This window comes from Brevundimonas sp. UYEF29, from assembly GCF_040546195.1.
Taxonomy (GTDB): domain Bacteria; phylum Pseudomonadota; class Alphaproteobacteria; order Caulobacterales; family Caulobacteraceae; genus Brevundimonas; species Brevundimonas huaxiensis.
The window spans coordinates 179,143-199,415 of record NZ_JBEPNH010000003.1 but is presented as its reverse complement, the minus strand read 5'-3'; the positions used below and the strand labels follow the sequence as shown (position 1 = coordinate 199,415).

General features: G+C 66.4%; 12 protein-coding genes and 1 pseudogene. 10 read left to right on the top strand and 3 right to left on the bottom strand.

Going from position 1 to position 20,273, the window contains the following annotated elements:
* Positions 1-483: 483 nt before the first annotated feature.
* Positions 484-2,346, top strand: coding sequence for a monovalent cation:proton antiporter-2 (CPA2) family protein (locus ABIB58_RS06570; protein ID WP_354039802.1), 1,863 nt, complete (start codon positions 484-486; stop codon positions 2,344-2,346).
* A gap of 3 nt (positions 2,347-2,349) precedes the next feature.
* Here ABIB58_RS06570 and ABIB58_RS06565 read toward each other — a convergent pair whose 3' ends face one another.
* Positions 2,350-2,970 carry a DUF4168 domain-containing protein gene (locus tag ABIB58_RS06565; RefSeq protein ID WP_354039800.1) on the bottom strand — a complete coding sequence of 207 codons (621 nt, stop codon included), beginning with the start codon at positions 2,968-2,970 and terminating at the stop codon, positions 2,350-2,352.
* 214 nt (positions 2,971-3,184) lie between these two features.
* Here ABIB58_RS06565 and ABIB58_RS06560 point away from each other — a divergent pair, with 214 nt between their 5' ends.
* The 6 genes from ABIB58_RS06560 (at position 3,185) to ABIB58_RS06535 (ending at position 10,797) form a co-directional block, all read left to right on the top strand.
* Positions 3,185-4,204 carry a phospholipase C/P1 nuclease family protein gene (locus ABIB58_RS06560; RefSeq protein ID WP_354039798.1) on the top strand — a complete coding sequence of 340 codons (1,020 nt, stop codon included), beginning with the start codon at positions 3,185-3,187 and terminating at the stop codon, positions 4,202-4,204.
* A 5-nt stretch (positions 4,205-4,209) separates the two neighbouring features.
* Positions 4,210-5,001 (top strand): RNA methyltransferase, encoded by a 792-nt coding sequence (locus tag ABIB58_RS06555; protein ID WP_354039796.1) that lies wholly within the window; start codon positions 4,210-4,212, stop codon positions 4,999-5,001.
* The gene (locus ABIB58_RS06550; protein WP_354039794.1) at positions 4,998-5,321 is read left to right on the top strand and encodes a YnfA family protein; all 324 of its coding nucleotides are present in this window, start codon (positions 4,998-5,000) and stop codon (positions 5,319-5,321) included. The genes ABIB58_RS06555 and ABIB58_RS06550 overlap by 4 nt, the downstream gene beginning before the upstream one ends.
* Positions 5,322-5,485: 164 nt before the next feature.
* Positions 5,486-6,730, top strand: a complete 1,245-nt coding sequence (nhaA, locus tag ABIB58_RS06545) for a Na+/H+ antiporter NhaA (RefSeq protein WP_354039792.1) — start codon at positions 5,486-5,488, stop codon at positions 6,728-6,730.
* 203 nt (positions 6,731-6,933) lie between these two features.
* On the top strand, positions 6,934-9,585 hold the full coding sequence (locus tag ABIB58_RS06540) for a TonB-dependent receptor (protein ID WP_354039790.1): 2,652 nt from the start codon (positions 6,934-6,936) through the stop codon (positions 9,583-9,585).
* 228 nt (positions 9,586-9,813) lie between these two features.
* The gene (locus ABIB58_RS06535) at positions 9,814-10,797 is read left to right on the top strand and encodes a sensor histidine kinase (protein WP_354039788.1); all 984 of its coding nucleotides are present in this window, start codon (positions 9,814-9,816) and stop codon (positions 10,795-10,797) included.
* A 231-nt stretch (positions 10,798-11,028) separates the two neighbouring features.
* Here ABIB58_RS06535 and ABIB58_RS06530 read toward each other — a convergent pair whose 3' ends face one another.
* Complete coding sequence (locus ABIB58_RS06530; RefSeq protein ID WP_354039786.1) at positions 11,029-14,121, bottom strand: efflux RND transporter permease subunit; 3,093 nt, start codon at positions 14,119-14,121, stop codon at positions 11,029-11,031.
* Between the two features lie 11 nt (positions 14,122-14,132).
* A complete protein-coding gene (locus tag ABIB58_RS06525; RefSeq protein WP_354039784.1) occupies positions 14,133-15,266 on the bottom strand; it encodes an efflux RND transporter periplasmic adaptor subunit in 1,134 nt (377 codons plus the stop codon).
* A 192-nt stretch (positions 15,267-15,458) separates the two neighbouring features.
* Here ABIB58_RS06525 and lepA point away from each other — a divergent pair, with 192 nt between their 5' ends.
* The 3 genes and pseudogenes from lepA to ABIB58_RS06510 all read left to right on the top strand — a co-directional run bounded on the left by lepA (position 15,459) and on the right by ABIB58_RS06510 (position 20,215).
* The gene (gene lepA / locus ABIB58_RS06520) at positions 15,459-17,267 is read left to right on the top strand and encodes a translation elongation factor 4 (protein ID WP_354039782.1); all 1,809 of its coding nucleotides are present in this window, start codon (positions 15,459-15,461) and stop codon (positions 17,265-17,267) included.
* A gap of 103 nt (positions 17,268-17,370) precedes the next feature.
* Positions 17,371-19,173: an HsdM family class I SAM-dependent methyltransferase gene (locus ABIB58_RS06515; RefSeq protein ID WP_197070945.1), complete on the top strand. Its 1,803-nt coding sequence runs from the start codon at positions 17,371-17,373 to the stop codon at positions 19,171-19,173.
* A pseudogene (locus tag ABIB58_RS06510) lies at positions 19,170-20,215 on the top strand (BsuBI/PstI family type II restriction endonuclease). Before ABIB58_RS06515 ends, ABIB58_RS06510 begins: the two are co-directional and overlap by 4 nt.
* Positions 20,216-20,273: the final 58 nt, after the last annotated feature.

Here is a 20,273-nt window from a genome sequence, read left to right as displayed (position 1 = left end):
GAGGAGGCGGAGGAGGCGCGGGCGCGGGCGGCGCGGGCGGGGGTGGCGGGCCCGGTATATTGACGGGCGGGCCGGTATATTCGACGCGATCTTCCTTACGGCTTGGCGTGATGTTCACGGGAGGCGGCGCCACACGCCGCACCGGAGGCGCAGCGACCGGAGCGGGCTGGCCCAGGTCGAAACCCAGCGGACCACAGGCCGCAGGCGTCGGTTCGCCATCCAGCGGCTTGGCAAGTGCGACGGACGGCAGCGCCACTGGAGGCGCTGCAAAAGAAACGCTCAGCAGCGAAATGGCCGCGATCCTGATGACACGTGACATGGCTTCCTCCGGTTGTTGTCTTGTCGCCAGTCACGGGTCGTCCTGGGGCGAAACTGTGGCGATAGAACCCCCTCGACGCACGATGATCTTTCAGCGTGTCTTTCGTGTCCTCTCGCAATCGCAGACCAAGACCTCCACAATAGAAGCCAAGCTTGGGGGATGCGATGGCTGAGGCGACGACGGGACTGGATCTGGGCGCGGCGGCCGCTCTGCTGGCCGCGGGCGTGCTCGCCGTGCCGGTGTTCAAGCGCATCGGCCTGGGGTCGGTGCTGGGCTATCTGGCGGCGGGCCTGGCCATCGGTCCCTTCGGCCTGAAGCTGTTCCGCGAGCCCGAGACCATCCTGCACGTCGCCGAGTTCGGCGTGGTCATCTTCCTGTTCATCATCGGGCTGGAGATGCGGCCCAAGCGGCTCTGGGGACTGCGCAAGGAAATCTTCGGCCTCGGCGCGGCCCAGGTGCTGTTCTGCGGCCTGATCCTGACCCTGACCGCCATGCTGGCCGGCTTCTCCGCACCCGTCGCCTTCGTCGGCGCCATGGGCTTTGTCCTGTCGTCCACCGCCGTCATCATGCAGATGCTGGAAGAGCGCGGCGAGATCGCGGGCGGGCCGGGCCAGCGCGCGGTCTCCATCCTGCTGCTCGAGGATCTGGCCATCGTGCCGCTGCTGGCGATCGTCGCCGTCCTGGCCTCGGTGCTGGGCGTGGCCAATGAACAGGCGCCGCCCCTGTGGCAGACCGTCGGCTTCGCGGTCGCGGCGGTCGGCGGGGTGCTGCTGGCCGGCAAATATCTGGTCAATCCCGTCTTCCGTCTCCTGGCCCAATATGGCGGACGCGAGGTGATGACGGCGGCGGCCCTGCTGGTGGTGGTCGGCGCCGCCTGGGCCATGTCCTTGGGCGGCCTGTCCATGGCCATGGGCGCCTTCCTGGCCGGGGTCCTGCTGTCGGAATCCACCTTCCGTCACCAGCTGGAGGCCGACGTCGAGCCGTTCCGCGCCATCCTTTTGGGCCTGTTCTTCCTCAGCGTCGGCATGTCGCTGGACGTGTCGGTGGTCGTCGCCGACTGGCGTCTGGTGCTGGGCGGGGTCGTGGCCTTCATGCTGGTTAAGGGCGTCGGCATCTATGCCGTCGCGCGCCTGTTCAAGGCCTCGCACCATGAGGCGATCGAGCGCGCGGGCCTGTTCGCGCAAGGCGGCGAGTTCGCCTTCGTCCTGTACGGCGCCGCCGTCGCCGCCGGCCTGTTCGACGCCCGCATCGGGGCGATGATGTCGGCGGTGGTGATCCTGTCGATGGCCCTGACGCCCCTGACCTCGCTGCTGATCGCGCGGCTGTCGCCCAAGCCGGTCCAGGACGCCGAAAGCGCCGAGGGCGTGGATTTCGCCAAGGACCTGCGCGGCCAGGTGCTGATCATCGGCTTCGGCCGTTTCGCCCAGGTTGTGTCCCAACCCCTGCTGGCCCGCGACGTCGACGTGTCGATCATCGAGAACGACGTGGAGATGATCCAAGCCGCCTCCCAGTTCGGGTTCAAGGTCTACTACGGCGACGGCACCCAGCTGCACACCCTGCGCGCTTCGGGCGCGGAGGAGGCCGAGATGGTCCTGGTCTGCGTCGACAAGCCCGAGGCCGCCGACCGCATCGTCGAACTGGTCAAGTCGGAGTTCCCGACCACCCGGATCATGGCCCGCGCCTTCGACCGAGGGCATTCGATGCGGCTAATCCAGGCCGGGGTGGACTACCAAATCCGCGAGACCTTCGAGTCGGCGCTCAAGTTCGGCGAGCGCGCCCTGGTCGAACTGGGGCTGGACGAGCATGAGGCGGCCGAGACCATCGGCGACGTGCGCCGTCGCGACGAGGCCCGACTGGACCTGCAGCTGACCGGCGGGCTCAAGGCCGGCCGCCAGCTGATGCGCGGCAACATGCCGACGCCCCAGCCCGCTCCCTACATCAAGCCCCGTCGCGAAGGCCGTCTGCTGAACGAGGACGAGGCGGGCCCGGCCGCGCCGGACATCCAGCGCGAGCCCGCCGACACCTGATCCCTACTGGCTCACGCCCTTCTCCAGACGCGCGCCGGCCAGTTGCGCCTTGGCCTGAAGATAGGGCGTCGCGGACACCAGTTGCGAGATGGCGTTGAAACGCTCGGTCGTCAGGCCGGACGCCTCGACCGCCGCCGTCAGTTTGGCGCTCTGCTCGGGCGTCGCCTGGTTGTTCTGCACCTCGGCTGTGACGGCGCGGATCTGCGTCATGGCGGTGACGAAGCGATTCAGTTCGTCATCGGTCACGGCGGCGGCCGGCGTGCCGGGCGCGGGCGGCGTGGCGTTGACCACCCGAATGCGCGCCGCCAGGGCCGGATCGGCGGCGACGGCGTTGGACAGGGTGTTGAAGCGCGTCACTTCCAGCCCCGAATCCTGCACTGCGGCGGCCATCTGCGCCTGCTGTTCCGGCGTCGGCTGGGCGCCGTTCAGCGTGTCGCTGACCGCTCTCACCTTGGCCATGGCGTCGTCGAACTTCTTCAGCTCGTCATCGGTGAAGGTGGTCGAGCCGGCCATCGGCGCGGCCGTCGGCGTCTGCGATGTGGTTGATGCGTCTTGGGCGTGAGCGGTCGCAGCGGTCGCAAGAAGGGCGACGGAAGCAAGAAGGGCGATGCGGGGCGTGCGCATGGGAATGTCCTTTCGGTCTGGCGTCCACTTAAAGGGCCGTCCGACGACGGCGACGACGCAATCACGTCATCGCTCCCCAAGGGCGTGGAGCCTGAAACAGACGAAGGGGGAGCCTTCATAACCTAGGCGCCGATGCGCCTCACGCCACCCCTTGGACGCTGGAGGCGCGATCAAGGATGCGTTAGACGGGCGTGATCCTTGTTGAGGTTTGTCCATGAAACGTCTCGCCATCGCCGCCCTGGCCCTCGTCGCGGTCGCCGCGCCGGCTGTCACCGTCACCGCCTGGGGCAACACCGGCCACCGCCTGATCGGCGTGGCGGCGATGCGGGCCCTGCCGGACGAACTGCCGGCCTTCCTGCGCACCCCCGCCGCCATCGCCGACGTGGGCGAACTGGCGCGCGAGCCCGACCGCTGGAAGGGCGCCGGCCAGCCCCACGATCGCGAGCGCGACACCGCCCACTTCGTCGATTTGGACGACCAGGGGCGCGTCTACGACCAGCGCGGGATGAGCCTCCACGACCTGCCGCGCCTGAAGTCCGAATATGACGCCGCCCTGACCAAGGCCGGTCTGGACGTTAACGACGCCGGCTATCTGCCCTACGCCATGATGGACGCATGGCAGCAGCTGGGCCGCGACTTCGCCTATTGGCGCGTGCTGAACGCCGCCGAGAAGCGTGAGACCAATATGGAGCGTCAGGCCTGGTATCGCGCCGACCGCCTCCGCCGCGAGGCCCTGATCCTGCGCGACATCGGCGTGATGGGCCACTATGTCGGCGACGGCTCTCAGCCGCATCACACCAGCATCCACTACAACGGCTGGGGCGACTTCCCGAACCCGGAAGGCTTCACCAACTCGCGCCAGACCCACGCCGTGTTCGAGGGCGATTTCACCAACCGCGTCGCCCGTCTGGACGCTGTCGAGGCCGCCATGCCGGCCGCCAAACTGGACGGGTTCGACGTCAAGGCGCGCACCGTCTCCTATCTGACCACGACGCTCGGCACGGTGATCCCCTTCTATCGCCTGGAAAAGGCCGGCGGTTTCCGTGACGCAGACCCGCGCGGCGCGGCCTTCGTCAACGAACGTCTGGCGGCGGGCGCCGGCGAACTGCGCGACTTCATCGTCTCCGCCTGGACCGCATCCGGCAGCGCCTCCATCGGCTGGCCCGCCGTCAAGGTCGCCGAGGTCGAGGCCGGAACCGCCGACCCCTGGATCGCCATGGTGGGCGAGGACTGATTGCGTTGCCTGAGCTGACACCTCCCGCCGTCATCCTCGACAAGTCGCAGATGGCCGAGAACATCGGCGCCGTGGCGCGGGTGATGGCCAATTTCGGCCTGTCGGACCTGCGCCTGGTCAGCCCCCGCGACGGCTGGCCCCAGGAGCGGGCCTGGGCCACGGCCTCGGGCGCCGACTGGGTCTTGGACGGGGTGCGGGTGTTCGACAGTGTCGCCGAGGCCATCGCCGACCTCAACACCGTCTTCGCAACCACCGCCCGCCCGCGCGAGACGCGCCAACCCGTGCGCACGCCGCGCGAAGCCAGCCGCGTCCTCTATGACGACACGGCCTCGGGCCTGAAGACCGGCCTCTTGTTCGGCGGCGAGCGCGCCGGGCTGGAGACGACCGACATCGCCCTGTGCGCCGGCATCGTCACCATCCCGATCGACCCGAAGCACCACTCGCTGAACCTGGCCCAGGCCGTGGCGATCAATGCCTATGAATGGCGCACCCTGATCCTGGACGCCCCGCCGCCGCGGTTCCGCGACAGCGAGCCGCCGGCGTCGAACGACCTGCTGGTCGGCATGTACGAGCATCTGGAGGAAGAGCTGGAAAACGGCGGCTTCTTCTATCCGCCCGAAAAGAAGCGTTCGATGAGCCAGAACCTGCGCGTCATGCTGGGCCGCGCCGCCTTCTCCGAGCAAGAGGTCGCCACCATGCGCGGCGCCATCCACGCCCTGTCGCGCGGCCGTGGCCGGGTCCTGGCCAAGCTGGCGGCCGAACGCGCGGCCAAGGCCGACGCTGCTAAGCCGGAGTGAAAACCCTGCTGATCTATCCGCTGGCGGCCCTGGCGGAGATCGGCGGCTGTTTCGCCTTCTGGGCCTGGCTGAAGCTGGATCGTTCACCCCTGTGGCTGGCGCCCGGCGTCGCCTGCCTGACCGCCTTCGCCTGGCTCCTGACCCTGGCCCCCAGCGACGCGGCGGGCCGCGCCTTCGCGGCCTACGGCGGCGTCTATATCTGCGCCTCCCTCATCTGGATGGCGCTGGTCGAGAAGACCCCGCCGGATCGCTGGGACATCCTGGGCGGCCTCGTTTGTCTGGTCGGCGCCGGGCTCATCCTGTTCGGCCCGAGGGGCTAACCTGCATCGGCTTGGCTTGGCCGCCCTGATCCTCTATTCTGGCCCCAGCCATCAGGTCGCCCCGTGCGGCCAGGCCGGCGCGCCGATTTTGGTTTGCGAATCCGGTCCGACGCCCGTCGATAACCTGGCGTCACGACGAAACTTCCGTTCGCTAGGAGGCCGCCGTGGCGCGCAAACTGACACTTGATTTCCTCAAGACCGAGGCGGCATCCGGCTCGGCCCTGGCGCTGGCCGCCATCGCCGCCGTGGCGATCGCCAACTCGCCCTGGTCGGCCGACTATTTCGCCTGGCTCAAGAGTTACCACGTCTTGCAGATCGGCCCGATCCGGCTGGAGGAGACGATCTCCGACTGGATCAAGGAAGGTCTGATGGCGATCTTCTTCCTCGTCGTGGGGCTGGAGATCAAATACGAGATCGTGCGCGGCGAACTCAGCGATCCCAGGAAGCTCGCGACGCCGGTGCTGGCGGCGCTCGGCGGCATGGCGGGGCCCGCGGCGGTCTATCTGCTGCTGTCCGGCGCCATCGGGGCCCCGCACGCCGGTTGGCCCATCCCCCTGGCGACCGACATCGCCTTTGCCCTGGCCATCTTCGGCTTCGTGGGCAAGGGCTTGCCGTCGTCGTTGCGGGTCTTCCTGCTGACCCTGGCCATCGTCGACGACCTTGGGGCCATCGCCCTGATCGCCGTGCTGTTCAGCGAGGGCGCCGACTGGACGCCGCTGTTCTGGGCGTTGGGGGCGCTGACGATCGGCGCGGTCGCGGCGCACCGTATCCGCATCCCGGCGCCCTTCTGGGTGCTGGGGTTCGCCCTGGTCTGGTATCTGACGGTGCTGTCGGGGCTCAGCACCTCCCTGACCGCCGTGGCCTTCGCCATGATCGTGCCCATCAGGGGCCGGGCCGAAGACGGCCAGAGCCCGCTGAAGGAGGCGATGCACGATCTGCATCCGTGGAACGCCTTCTTGGTCCTGCCGCTGTTCGCCTTCGCCAAGGCGGGCGTCTCCTTCGCCGGCCTGTCGATGGAGCAGGCGTTCGCGCCCCTGGTCATCGCCATCGCGCTCGGCCTGTTCTTCGGCAAGCAGATCGGCGTCCTGGGCGCCGCCTGGCTGGCCTCGGCGCTGAGGATCGGCGCGCGGCCCACGGGCGCCAGTTGGCTGCAGGTTTACGGCGTCTCGCTGCTGTGCGGGGTCGGCTTCACCATGAGCCTGTTCATCGGCGTCCTGGCCTTCCCCGGCGCGGTCGATTCGCCCGAACAGGTCGAGGTCAAGCTGGGCGTCATCGGCGGCTCGATCCTGTCGGCGATCGCGGCGGCTTTGGTGCTGGGTCTCGCCGGTCGCCAACGCCAGGTGGATCCCGCCGCCCTGCACCCTGAGGTCGAGCCTCTGGGGCCGAAAGACGGGCAAAAACTGACCTAGCGTCAGCGTTTTCTGTCGCTTCCTCGACACACAAAGGCGAATCCGCGGCGAAAAATCGTCGCGGGTAACAACGCTCGCTTGTCGGTCGGCCCGAAGCGCGCTTAGCCTGTCCCTAACGAATGATCCCCCACGTAGGGGACGTCGAGGGAACAGGAAACGCTGCGATCGCCACTGGCGTCGCCGCTTCAGCCGGGAGGACGCTTATGCGCCGCAATCTTCAACTCAGGACCACTGTGTCCGCCGCCGTCATGGGCGCCGCCGTCTTTGGCCTCGTCGGGGGCTTCGCAGGCGTCGCCGCCGCGCAGGAAGCCCCGGCGACCGTCGACGACATCATCGTCACCGCCCAGAAGCGTGAGCAGAGCCTGCAGGACGTGCCGATCGTGGTCACGACCCTGTCGCAGGAAATCCTGGCCGGCGCGGGCGTGCAGGACATCAAGGATCTGCAGATCCTGACGCCGGGCATGACCGTCACCTCGACCCAGTCGGAAGCCTCCACCACCGTGCGCATCCGCGGCGCCGGCACCGTCGGCGACAACCCTGGCCTGGAAAGCTCGGTCGGCGTGGTGATCGACGGCGTCTATCGCTCGCGCAACTCGGTCGGCTTCGGCGACCTGGGCGAACTGAGCCGCATCGAGGTCCTGAAGGGCCCGCAAGGCACCCTGTTCGGCAAGAACACCTCGGCCGGCGTCATAAACATCATCACCGAACGCCCGTCGTTCGACCCGTCGATCTCGGCCGAGCTGACCGGCGGCAACTTCGGCGCCATCGGCGGTTCGGTCTCGGTCACGGGCGGCCTGACCGACCAGATCGCCGGTCGCCTGTTTGTCGCCCACCGCGAGCGTGACGGCTTCTATGACGTCAACAACGGCGACGGTCCCAACACCCGCAAGGACGACCAGAACCAGGATTACTGGACCACGCGCGGCCAACTGCTGATCCTGCCCAGCGACGACGTGTCGGTGCGACTGATCGCCGACTACACCAAGCGTGAGGAATACTGCTGCGTCGCCGTGCAGACGCGCGTCGGCCCGACCCAGGCCTTCGTCGCCGCCCTGACCGCGCCGAACGGCCCGGGCCAGCGTCCGCCGGTCGCCGGTTTCGGCGCCGTGCCCTTCTCGCGCCTGGCCTATTCGAACCGCGAGACGCCGCAAGAGATCGAGGACATGGGCCTGTCGGCGGAAGCGACCATCGACTTCCCCAGCATCAACGCCACCCTGACGTCCCAGACCTCGTGGCGCGACTGGTCGTTCCAGCAGGGGATGGACCTGGACTACACCGGCGCCGACATCCTGTACCGCGCCAACGACGGCTCCAACGGCTACGGCGTCGACAACCTGACGCAGGAGTTCCGCCTGGCCGGTGCCTCGGACAAGCTGGACTGGCTGGTCGGTCTGTTCGCCACCAAGGAAGGCGTCTATCTCGACGACAGCTATGTCTATGGCTCGGACTACAACGCCTTCGCCTCCCTGCTGCTGACGGCCTCCCTGCCGGCGGCTGTAGGCGGCCCCAGCCCGTCGCGCCTGGGCTGCTTCACCAATCCGAACGGCTTCCTGGTCGGCACCGCCGGCGCCGCTGCGGGTCAGCCGCTGTGCGTCATCGGCGCCGTGCCGCCCAGCGCCGCCGCCCCGACCTTCGGCGTCGGCAAGGCCTATGAAGACCACTATTCCCAGAAGTCGGAATCGGTCGCCGTCTTCACCAACAACACCTACCGGGTGACCGAGGCCTTCGATATCAACCTGGGTCTGCGCTACACCTACGACAGCAAGCGTCTGTTCGGGATCCAGGACAATCTGGGCACCAACGGCGCGGCCTGCGGCGGCGCCCTGGCCAACCAGAACCCGGCCAATCGCACGGTCTCGCCGATCCCCGGCACCGCCAACGTCGCGACGCCGGCCGCTGCGCTCGGCCTGCTGTGCCTGCCCTGGTCCAACCCGCTGTATGACGGTCGTCGGATCCAGGAGAAGTTCAGCGACACCGACCTGTCGGGTACGATCAAGGCCTCCTACCGCTTCAACCCGTCGATCATGGTCTATGGCTCGTATGCGCGCGGCTACAAGGGCGCGGGCTACAATATGGACCGGGTGCAGACGGGCGTGACGCCGGACGCCTCGCTGTTCTTCAAGGCCGAGACGGTCGACAGCTATGAAGCGGGCGTCAAGACGACCCTGTTCGACCGCACCATGCTGCTGAACGTCACCTACTTCGATCAGAAGTTCGAGAACTTCCAGCTGAACACCTTCCTGGGCACCGCCTTCGTGGTGGAATCGATCCCGGAACTGACCTCGCGCGGCGTCGACGCCGACATGGTCTGGTTCACCCCGGTCGAGGGCCTGAGCTTCCAGGGCGGCGTGACCTACACCGACGCCAAGTACGGCCAGTTCGGCGCCGGCGACCTGTCCAGCCCCGGCCGCTTCCCGCAGCTGTCGCTGCTGCCGGGCGCGCGTGCCTCCTTCGCTCCGGAATGGTCGCTGACCGGCGCCCTGGCCTTCGATCGCGAACTGGGCGGCGGCCTGCGCGGCGGCTTCAACCTGTCGGCCAAATATTCGACCGAATACAACACCGGCTCGGACCTGCTGCCGTACAAGAACCAGGACGCCTTCACCGTCGTCAACGGCCGCGTATCGATAGGTTCGGCGGATGAGCGCTGGACGCTGGAGGTCTGGGGCCAGAACCTGCTGGAAGAAGAATACACCCAGGTCGGCTTCGCCGCGCCGCTGCAGGGTACGGCCTTTACCAACACCACGACGCCGCAAGCGAACGGCACCTACTACAACATCGCCACCGACACGGCGACCTACAACGCCTATCTCGGCGCCCCGCGCACCTACGGCGTGACGCTGAAGGTCAAATACTGATCGCTTAGCCTCAAGGCTGACCGACGAAGGGCCGACCGGGCGACCGGCCGGCCCTTTTTCTTTTGCAATCAGGCCTGACAGCGGGCGCGACCCGGCGCTGTCGAGGGGGGGGAGTCGGCCTAAGTTTTGGTCGATCAACGGGTTCCGGACGCCGAACTGTTCTAGACGCGGACGTTAGACTGCCCGATACACGATTTTATCGACGCCCTGCGTCCACTGAGGAAGCGAATGCGTCACCAGAAGTTTCGAAATCCAGCCTGGCGCGGATACGCCTTGGCCGTCGTCGCCTTTCTGGTCGCGTTTGGCCTGCGCTATGGCCTGGCGCACTGGTTTCCGCCGGGCTTTCCTTATCTGACTTTCTTTCCGGCCGTCGTCCTGGTCGCCTTCTATGCCGGTCTGCGGCCTGCCATTCTGACAGCGACCTTGTCGGGCCTGTCGGCCTGGTGGTTCTGGATCGGCCCGCCGGGCTTCGACCTGGGCGTCGCGACCTTCGTCGCCATCGGCTTTTACGCCTTCGTCGTCGCCGTCGACATCTTCTTCATCGTCGGCATGGATAAGGCGTCGGCCAAGCTGGCGCGCGAGGTCGAGCGCAGCACCGCCCTGGCGGAAAGCCGCGACATCCTGCTCCGGGAAGTGCAGCACCGGGTGTCGAACAACATCCAGATGGTCAGCGCCCTGCTGAAGCTGGAGGCGCGCACGACCGTCGATCCGGGCGCGAAAAAGGCCTTGACCGACGCCTCGGCCCGCACCGGTCTGGTCGCCCGCATCCAGCGCAGTCTGGCCGACGCCGATCAGAAGAAGACGGCCTTTCACGATGTGGCGCGATCGATCGTCGACGATGCGCTGACGGCGGCCGCGCGAGACGACGTGGTCGTCTCCATCTCCGGCGGCGATGTGGTCCTGTCGGCCGAGGAGGCCACGCCCGTGGTGCTGATCATGCTGGAATGCGTCAACAACGCGCTGGAGCATGGCTTTCCCGATCGGCCCGGCCGGATCACGATCGACCTGTGCGACGACGGCGCGGTGCGCACCCTGACCGTCGCCGACGACGGCGTGGGCGTCGCCGAGGATACGGCCGCCGAACCGACCAGCCTGGGCCTGCGGATCATCACCGCCCTGGCCCGCCAGCTGGGCGGAGAATGGTCCCTACAGCCCTCATCGCCGGGCGCGATCGCCCGCCTGTCCTGGCCCAGCGCGCCCGTCGCGCACTAGAGCGGCAGATACCGCCCCGCGAAAAAGGTCTCGGTCGAGAAGGCTCCGCGAAGGCATAGGCGCTCCGCGCCATCATTTTCCAGGAATTGGCAGATCGGCTGCGCGTTCCGCTTAGCCTGTTCCGGTTCGGATCGACGCGGGAAACCTGCCAATTTTTAGAACCGTCACCCTCGGGTTCTGTGCCGAGGGTGACGGACGGTGACGAAGGTGCGGTGTGAACAGCGCCGCGCGCTACTCCACCAACGGCCCCTGTCTCGGTTTCGCCAGCTCCCGCTGCCCCGCCGTCTTTCGGCTCAGGATGCGGCGGCCCCAGCCGGCGATGTCGTCGACGATGGTGAAGATGGCGGGGATGTAGAGCAGGGACAGGAAGGTCGACGAGATCAGTCCACCCAGCACGGCGATGGCCATGGGCGAGCGGAACTGGACGTCGGCGCCGACCCCAAGGGCGATGGGCACCATGCCGGCGCCCATGGCGAAGGTGGTCATCAGGATCGGCCGGGCGCGCTTGTGCGCCGCATCCATGATGGCCTCGTGACGCGGCATGCCCTCTCGCTCGGCCATGATGACGTAGTCGACCAGCAGGATGGAGTTCTTGGCCGCGATCCCCATCAGCATCAGCACCCCGATCAGGGCCGACATGGAGAAGTTGGCGCCGCCGATAGCCAGGGCGATGAAGGCGCCGCCGATGGCCAGCGGCAGGGCCGCCATGATGGTGATCGGATAGGCGAAGCTTTTGAACAGCAGCGTCAGAACCGCATACATCAGCAGAATGCCCGAGGCGAAGGCGATGGCGAAGCCGGTCAGCATCTCCTGAATGAACTCGGCGTCGCCGGCCGGCACCTGACGCACGCCGGCGGGCAGGTTCTTGACCGAGGGCAGGCGGTTGACCGCCGCGCCCGCCGCACCGGTGGTGATGCCGTCCAACTCGGCGCTGATCGAGGCGATACGCGACCGATCCTGGCGGGTGACGGTGGCGGGACCGGCGCCGAACTGGATATCGGCGACGGCGCTGAGCGGAACAGAGGTTCCGCCCGTCGCCGGCACGCGCAGGTTCTCCAGCACGGTCAGATCCTCGCGCGCATCTGCGGTCAGTTGCAGGCGGATCGGGATCTGGCGGTCGCCGAGATTGTACTTGGGCAGGTTCTGATCCACGTCGCCGATGGTGGCGACCCGCACGGCCTGGGAGATGGCGCCCGCCGAAACGCCGGCCAGGGCCGCCTCGTCGGGACGTGGCGTGACCAGAATTTCGGGTCGGGCGATGGCGGCCGAGTTGACGACGTTGGCCAGGCCGGGGACGCCGCGCATCTCTTCCTCGACCTTTCTCGCCGCTGCGTTCAGGGCGTCGGGATTATCGCTGAGGATCGAGAAGGTGTAACTGGTGCCATCGCCGGGACCGCCGCCCTGCTGGGCGATGCCCGCGCGGATGCGGGCGCCGGGGATCTGTTTCAGCTCGTCCACCATGGCGCGGGCGAAGGCCTGCTGGCTTAGGTCGCGGTCGCCCTTGGGGACCATGTCGGCATAGACATTGGCCTGGGTCACGTCCTGACCGCCGATGGCGGCATAGACCGAGATCACCTCGGGGCGGGCTTCCAGCCGCTTCGTGACCTGCCGAACCACGGCGTCGGTCTGGGCCAGCGTCGCGCCAGGCGGCAGTTCGACCTGGAAGGCGGCGCGGGCGGTATCGCCGGGCGACATGAATTCGAACGACATCTTGGCGATGACGGCCGTGGCGATGGAGCCGAACAGAAACAGCACGCCGAGGATCAAGACTTTCCACCGGTTGCCCAGCGACCAGCGTAGCGCCTTCAGATAGCCGCCCATCCAGAACGGATCGCGATCCTCGTGGTTGGCGTGCTTGAGGATGTAGGCCGCCATCAACGGCGTCAGGGTGCGCGCCACCAGCAGCGAGAAGGCAACGGAGACGCAGGCGGCCAGCGCGAAGGCCTTGAAGAACTGCCCGATGATGCCGGGCATGAAGCCGACGGGCGCGAAGACGGCGATGATGGTGGCGGTGGTGGCCACGACCGCCAGACCGATCTCGTCGGCCGCCTCCAGCGAGGCGTTGTAGGGCGGTTTTCCGTCGCGCATGTGGCGCACGATGTTCTCGATCTCCACGATCGCATCGTCGACCAGGATGCCGATCGTCAGCGACAGGGCCAGCAGGGTCACCACGTTCAGCGACTGGTCCAGCGGGCCCAGGATGGCGAAGGTCGGGATCAGCGACATCGGCATGGCAATGGCCGCGATGAAGGTCGCCCGCCAGTCGCGCAGGAAGATGAAGACGATGATGACCGCCAGCACGGCGCCCAGCAGCAGAGCCTCCAGCGAGGCCAGATAGGATTCCTCGATCTGTTCGACGCTGGCGGTGACCTGCTGGATCGTCAGTTCGGGGTGGGCGTCGTCGAGTTTCTTGACTTCCTCGCGGACCCGTTCGGCGACCTTGACCTCGGACGCGGTGCGCGACCGCAGGAAGTTGAAGGTGACGGCTTCCTGGCCGTTGTAGCGGGCCAGGCGGCGCGGCTCGCTCCACTTGTCCTCGACCCTGCCCAGGTTATCGAGGCGGATGGTCTTGCCGTCGCTCAGGGGGACCAGGGTCTCGCGAAGTTGCGCCACCGAGGTCGCGGCGCCGAGGGTGCGCACGGCCCTCTCGGAGCCTGCGATGGTGACGCGGCCGCCCGGCAGGTTGTTGTTGACGTTGTTCAGCGCCTGGCTGACCTCGGCGGCGGTGACGCCGTATGCGGCCAGGCGTTGCGGATCCAGCTCGACGCGGATCTCGCGGTCCACCCCGCCCGAGCGGTTGACCTCTCCCACGCCGCCCAGAGCCAGCAAGCTGCGGCTGACCTCGTTGTCGATGAACCAACTGATTTCTTCCGGCGTCATGGTCGGCGAGCGAACGACGTAGGTGATCAGGGCGTCGCCGGTGATGTCGATGCGCTGGACCGCTGGCTCCTGCATGTCTTGGGGCAGGGACGCGCGCAGGCCGGTCATGGCGTTGCGCACGTCATTTGTGGCGCGGTCGGTGTCGGTGCCCAGCTCGAACTCGATCGTCGTGGTCGAGACGCCGTCGGTGATGTTGGACGTGATGTGGCGCACGCCCGACAGGCCGGCCAGCGAATCCTCGATCAGGCGCGTGACCTGGACCTCCATTTCCGCCGGGGCCGAGCCGGGGCGGGCGGCCGTGACGGCGACCAGCGGAAAGTCGATGTCGGGGTTCTGATTGATCCGCATGCCCATGAAGCCGACCACGCCGCCGAGCGTCAGCAGCAGGAACAGCAGGATGATCGGGATCGGGTTCTTGATCGCCCAGGACGACATCTGGTTCATGGTCGTCGGTCCTACTTGGTCGCAGGCGGAGCGGCCGGAGCGGGCGCATTGCCCACCGCCTGGGCCACGTTGACGCGGTCGCCTTCGTTCAGGAAGCCGGCGCCGTCCACCGCGACGCGGACGCCGACATCGACGCCGCTGACCGCCGTCTGGGCCTCGGTGCGCGACAGGATGGTCACGGGCTGGAAGTGGACGGTGCTGTCGCCGCGGACCACGAAGACGCCGGGCTTGTTGTCGCGATACAGGACCGCGCCGGTCGGCACGGTCGTCGCCGGCTGATCGCCGACGGCGATGTCGGCGCGGGCGAACATGCCGGGCCGCAGCTGGGCGCCGGGCGCCAGGGAGATGCGCGCCAGGCCGAGGCGGGTGGTGGCGTTGACCTCGGGCGTGACGATGCGGACCGAGCCGGTGGTCTGGCCCGCCTCGCTGGAGGTGATGGTCGCCGACTGACCGGCGCGGACCAGGGCCAGTTCGGTCTCGGGCACCTGGGCGTCCAGTTCGAGGCGGCCGTCGCGCACCATGCGGAACAGTTCGGTCCCGGCGGCGATGATCTGGCCCTTGGTGACGCTGCGGCTGACGATCAGGCCGCCGACAGGCGCGCGGATGGTCGCCTGCGACAACTGGGTCTGGGTCTGGCTGAGGGCCGCGCGGGCGGCGGCCAGATTGGCGTTCGAGCTGCGCTGGTTCGCCAGGGCCGTATCCAGCGACGCCTGGCTGAGGAAGCCGCGCTCCTTCAGCTGCTGCGCGCGATCAAGCGCGGCGTTGTCGCGCGCCACATTGGCCTCGGCCAGCTGCACCTGGGCCTGCTGCTGGCGCAGCTGGGCGCGCAGCAGGACGTCGTTCATCTGCACCAGCGGCTGGCCCTGACGCACGTAGGAGCCTTCGTCCACATAGACGGCGACGGCGGTCAGGCCGCCGGTCTCGGCCGCCACCGGCACCTCTTCCCAGGCCGAAACGGTGCCCGAGGCGGTGACGGTGCGGTCCAGGCTGGTCTGGGTCACGGTCGCGGCGCTGACGGTCTGGCGCGAGCCGCCTGCGGCCTTTTCGTCCTTCTTTTCCTCGCCATGTCCGCCGCAGCTGGCCAGCAGCAAGGCCGACAGGGCGACGGCGCCGAAGTTGAAAACGGTTCGGGTCGTCTTGGACACGGGATTTCCTCGGTTGCAGGCGAAGCGGGTCGCCGGCTCGCGCCGGTTATCGGGAGGGTTGTTCCATACCGCGTCCGCCAAGCCTTCTCAAACGGCGAAGGGCTTTATTGCCAAGGCTTAATGTGACGCAGTTTGGGACCAGTTAGGCCGTGCGTCTGGTCCCGAACCCTTACGCGTGATAGGGGCGCGCGGATGACGACTCCCCCGATCTCGAACATTCGCAACTTCAGCGTGGTCGCGCACATCGACCATGGCAAGTCGACCCTGTCCGACCGCCTGATCCAGCACACCGGCGGCCTGACCGCGCGCGAGATGTCCGAGCAGGTGCTCGACAACATGGAGATCGAGAAGGAACGGGGCATCACCATCAAGGCCCAGACCGTGCGCCTGACCTACAAGGCCACGGACGGCGAGGAGTATATCCTGAACCTGATGGACACGCCGGGCCACGTGGACTTCGCCTATGAGGTCAGCCGCTCCCTGGCCGCCTGCGAAGGCTCGCTGCTGGTCGTGGACGCCTCGCAAGGGGTCGAGGCCCAGACCCTGGCCAATGTCTATCAGGCCATCGACAACAACCACGAGATCGTCCCGGTCCTGAACAAGGTCGATCTGCCGGCCGCCGAGCCAGACCGCGTGCGCGCCCAGATCGAGGACGTGATCGGCATCGACGCCTCCGAAGCCGTCCTGGCCAGCGCCAAGTCCGGCATCGGCATCGAGGAGGTGCTGGAGGCCATCGTCACCAAGCTGCCGGCGCCCAAGGGCGATGTGAACGCCCCGCTGAAGGCCATGCTGGTCGACGCCTGGTACGACCCCTATCTGGGCGTCGTCGTGCTGGTGCGGGTGTTCGACGGCGTGCTGAAGACCGGCATGCGGGTCAAGATGATGCGCAACGGCTCGACCCACCTGATCGACCGGGTCGGCGTCTTCCTGCCCAAGAACACGCCCGTGGACCAGCTCGGCCCCGGCGAGGTCGGCTTCATCACCGCCCAGATCAAGGAAGTCGCCCACGCCGCCGTCGGCGACACCATCACCGACGAGAAGAAGCCGACCGCCGAGCCGCTGAAGGGGTTCAAGGAAGTCCAGTCGGTGGTCTTCTGCGGCCTGTTCCCGGTGGACGCCGCCGACTTCGAGGACCTGCGCGCCGCGATCGGGAAGCTGCGCCTGAACGACGCCTCCTTCACCTATGAGATGGAAAGCTCGGCGGCGCTGGGCTTCGGCTTCCGCTGCGGCTTCCTGGGCCTGCTGCACCTGGAGATCATCCAGGAGCGCCTGAGCCGCGAGTTCAACCTCGACCTGATCGCCACGGCGCCGTCCGTCGTCTACAAGATCGGCCTGCGCGACGGCTCCGAAATCGACCTGCACAACCCTGCCGATCTGCCCGACGTGATGCAGATCGAGACCATCGCCGAACCCTGGATCAAGGCCACCATCCTGACGCCCGACGAATACTTGGGCGGCGTCATCAAGCTGTGTCAGGACCGTCGCGGCCAGCAGATCGAACTGTCCTACGTCGGCAACCGGGCGATGGTGGTCTATGAGCTGCCGCTGAACGAGGTGGTGTTCGACTTCTACGACCGGCTGAAGTCGATCTCGAAGGGCTACGCCTCGTTCGACTACGAGATCACCGAATACAAGGTCGGCGACCTGGTGAAGATGTCCATCCTGGTCAACGCCGAGCCGGTCGACGCCCTGTCCATGCTGGTCCACCGCGCTCGCGCCGAGACGCGCGGCCGGGGCATGGTCGAGAAGATGAAGGAACTGATCCCGCCCCACCTGTTCCAGATCCCGATCCAGGCGGCCATCGGCGGCAAGATCATCGCCCGCGAGACCGTCCGCGCCCTGCGCAAGGACGTGACCTCGAAATGCTACGGCGGCGACGCCACTCGCAAGAAGAAGCTGCTGGAAAAACAGAAGGCCGGCAAGAAGCGCATGCGCCAGTTCGGCAAGGTCGAAATCCCGCAGGAAGCCTTCATCGCCGCCCTGAAGATGGACGAGGATTGAGGGGCCAGCTGCGGTAGGAGGTCCATCCAAGCTTCAGGTTGACCAGCAATTTGTTGAAACTCAAGCTCCGTTCTAACACTGGAACGATTCAAGAACGAATCTGGTGGCAAAGCTGATGAGCGCTAATCTGAAGCTGATCGTTCGACCTTTGGCCATGGAGGTCGAACCTGAGGTCGCTCGATATGAACTTGCGCGAATTCGGACGTTAGCGCGCGTTTGGATCGCCGCTACGCCAGAGCCGCAGCGTCGCGAGATGTCGGCCGTGTTTGTGCGTCGTGCTTTTGACCGTTTAGCGCTTCTTGTCGAACCTGATCTGAAGTTGAACACACCACCGGCAACGCCATTCGGTTTGCTGGATGCGACGGCGCGCGGAATGGCAGATGCTCTAGGTGACGCAGCAGCCGCGCTTCCACTGGAGGAGGCGGCCTATAGCTTGTCGTCGCTCTATACGGTGATGCTGAGTTCTCATGATCGCGGCACGCTAGGGGCGTTCTACACACCGCCCGCGCTCGTCAGTCGTTTGATTGCGCTGGCCGAAGAAGCTGGCGTGGACTGGGCGAAGGCGCGTGTTCTTGACCCTGCCGTGGGCGGCGGCGCCCTTCTTCTTCCAGTCGTTACTCGAATGGTCGCGGCCTTGGATGGGGCAGAACCACGTGTCATTCTCAGCCAGATCGAGCGTCGATTTAAAGGATTGGAGTTAGACCCATATGCAGCGGGTTTTGCTCAGACAGCTCTTGATCTCGCGTTAGCTCCCTTATCACGCGCTGCTCGCCGGAACGCGCCCCGAGTCATTGAAGTCGTTGATACCTTGGAGCGCGCTCCGAAGGCCGACTATGATCTCGTTATCGGCAATCCGCCTTATGGCCGGGTCCGTCTCACGCCCGAGCAAAGGCAACGATTTGCGCGCAGTCTCTACGGTCACGCCAATCTCTACGGCGTTTTCACGGATATCGCTCTTCGTTGGACACGACCAAAAGGCGTCATCGCTTATCTGACCCCGACCAGCGTTTTGGGTGGGCAGTATTTTTCGGCGCTGCGCCGCTTGCTGGCCGAAGATGCGCCTCCTGAGGCGATCGATTTCGTGCATAGCCGAAAAGGGGTGTTCGAAGACGCCTTGCAGGAAACAATGCTCACGGTGTTTCGCAAGGGCGCCAAGTCAGGCGCGGCCCAAGTGCATTATGTGACTCTCGAGAATGAACGCGAAGCCGTTCTCGTCCGCAATGGAGCAATCAGTCTTCCCAAATCTCTGGATGCGCCTTGGCTGGCTCCACGGTCGCCCGATCAGTCGATCCTTGCGGCAGCGGCCTCGCGGATGACGACGCGTCTGTCGGGTTGGGGCTACAGGGTTTCGACAGGCCCTCTCGTCTGGAACCGGTTCAAGGATCAACTCTGTGAACGCGCCGGACGCGGTCGCCATCCGTTGATATGGGCTGAGGCGGTCAGCGCCGATGGTCGCTTCGGCTTCCGTGCTGAGAAGCGCAATCATGCCCCCTGGTTCGAAATTCGTACCGGCGACCAATGGCTGCTGACGCGGGAGCCTTGCGTCTTGGTCCAACGTACGACGTCCAAGGAGCAGGAGCGCCGATTGATCGCGGCTGAACTGCCTGCAGCCTTCATACGGACGCACAAGGCGGTCGTTGTCGAAAATCATCTCAACATGATCCGTCCTGTCGGCCGACCCAAGGTATCGCCGGCTTTGCTGGCGGCTGTGCTGAACAGCAAGGTCGTCGACGAGGTGTTTCGATGCATCAGCGGCAGCGTGGCGGTCTCCGCCTTCGAACTCGAAGCTGTGCCCCTCCCGACCGCTGCTGATATGACAGCGCTTGAACCCCTATTGAAGAAAGACGCCGACCTTACGGCCTTCGAAGCAGCCTTGCGTGCGCTCTATGTTGAGGCGGCGGCATGAGGTCTTTGCCCAGCCGCGATGAGGTTCATGCGCGTCTTCAGGCAATCTTCCCTGAAGGAACGCCGCACCGTGCCTATTGCACCCGGATGTTGGCCGCCAGCACGGTGTTCACCGCCCTCTACATCGGGGCGGTCGAAGGAGAAGAGGGCTGGCTCGGCCCCAAACACGTCTATCGCATGACGGATATCAAGGCGACGCCCGACGCATCGGACGCGGCTCGTCAAACCTATGCCGCCGACATTCTTAAGCCGGGCGGCTTCGCGGAGGGCGTCCGCTGGTATCAAGACAATACGCGCGAACCGATCCGCGATGAAACTCTGCGCGAGGGTTTGGTCGCAATGGGAGCAGTGATTGAACGCACCGACCTGCCTACTACCTCCAGCAAGCCGCGGTATGCACTTCGGAAAGATTTCGCAGATCTGTTCGATCCTACCCTTGAAGGCGATGTTCTGGTGTCGGCCATTACGGCTTGGAGCCGGGCGCATCTGAACGCCGGGGCGTTGGCGCGGATCGCCATCGTGCGCGGCGGCGCCAGCCAAGCGGACGATCAGGTCTTGGTCAACTTCCCCAATGGCGAAACTCAGCGCATGAAGCCTGGTCCGAGTTCGGTCATCACCAAGGCGGTGATCGAGGAGTTCGCCCCAAGGTTCCTAGCCAGTCCTACAGTCCTGTTTGTTTCAGAGAGCGGGGCGAAGGTCGTGGCCCGCTACGACGACATGGCCCGAAGGATCGGCAGGCGGACAAGAACCTACCCGACGTGATCCTTGCCGATATCGACGGCGAACATCCTTTGCTGGTCTTTGTGGAAGTGGTCGCCACGGATGGCCCCATCAACGAGCGTCGCAAGTCTGCGCTGGCCGCGTTGGCCTCTGAGGCTGGTTTTCCAGTGGAGCACGTCGCTTATGTCACGGCCTTCCTTGATCGGAGCCGCGCTCCGTTCAAGAAGGCCGTCGATGGATTGGCATGGGGAAGCTATGCGTGGTTCGCGGCAGAACCAGAGCGACTGGTCGCGTTCTCCAGCGGTAAGCTAGCCCTGCTATAGCTGGAGTTGGTCGCCTTCCTGCGCAGCCCTCCAACAAACTTTGAAGGAAATGCGCGGC

What these genes read in the sequence shown, in the direction of transcription:
- ABIB58_RS06535 (WP_354039788.1), top strand. Translation starts at nt 9,814, where the DNA reads ATGCGTCACCAGAAGTTTCGAAATCCAGCCTGGCGCGGATACGCCTTG.
- lepA (WP_354039782.1), top strand. Translation starts at nt 15,459, where the DNA reads ATGACGACTCCCCCGATCTCGAACATTCGCAACTTCAGCGTGGTCGCG.
- ABIB58_RS06540 (WP_354039790.1), top strand. Translation starts at nt 6,934, where the DNA reads ATGCGCCGCAATCTTCAACTCAGGACCACTGTGTCCGCCGCCGTCATG.
- ABIB58_RS06530 (WP_354039786.1), bottom strand. Translation starts at nt 14,121, where the DNA reads ATGAACCAGATGTCGTCCTGGGCGATCAAGAACCCGATCCCGATCATC.
- ABIB58_RS06565 (WP_354039800.1), bottom strand. Translation starts at nt 2,970, where the DNA reads ATGCGCACGCCCCGCATCGCCCTTCTTGCTTCCGTCGCCCTTCTTGCG.
- ABIB58_RS06560 (WP_354039798.1), top strand. Translation starts at nt 3,185, where the DNA reads ATGAAACGTCTCGCCATCGCCGCCCTGGCCCTCGTCGCGGTCGCCGCG.
- ABIB58_RS06570 (WP_354039802.1), top strand. Translation starts at nt 484, where the DNA reads ATGGCTGAGGCGACGACGGGACTGGATCTGGGCGCGGCGGCCGCTCTG.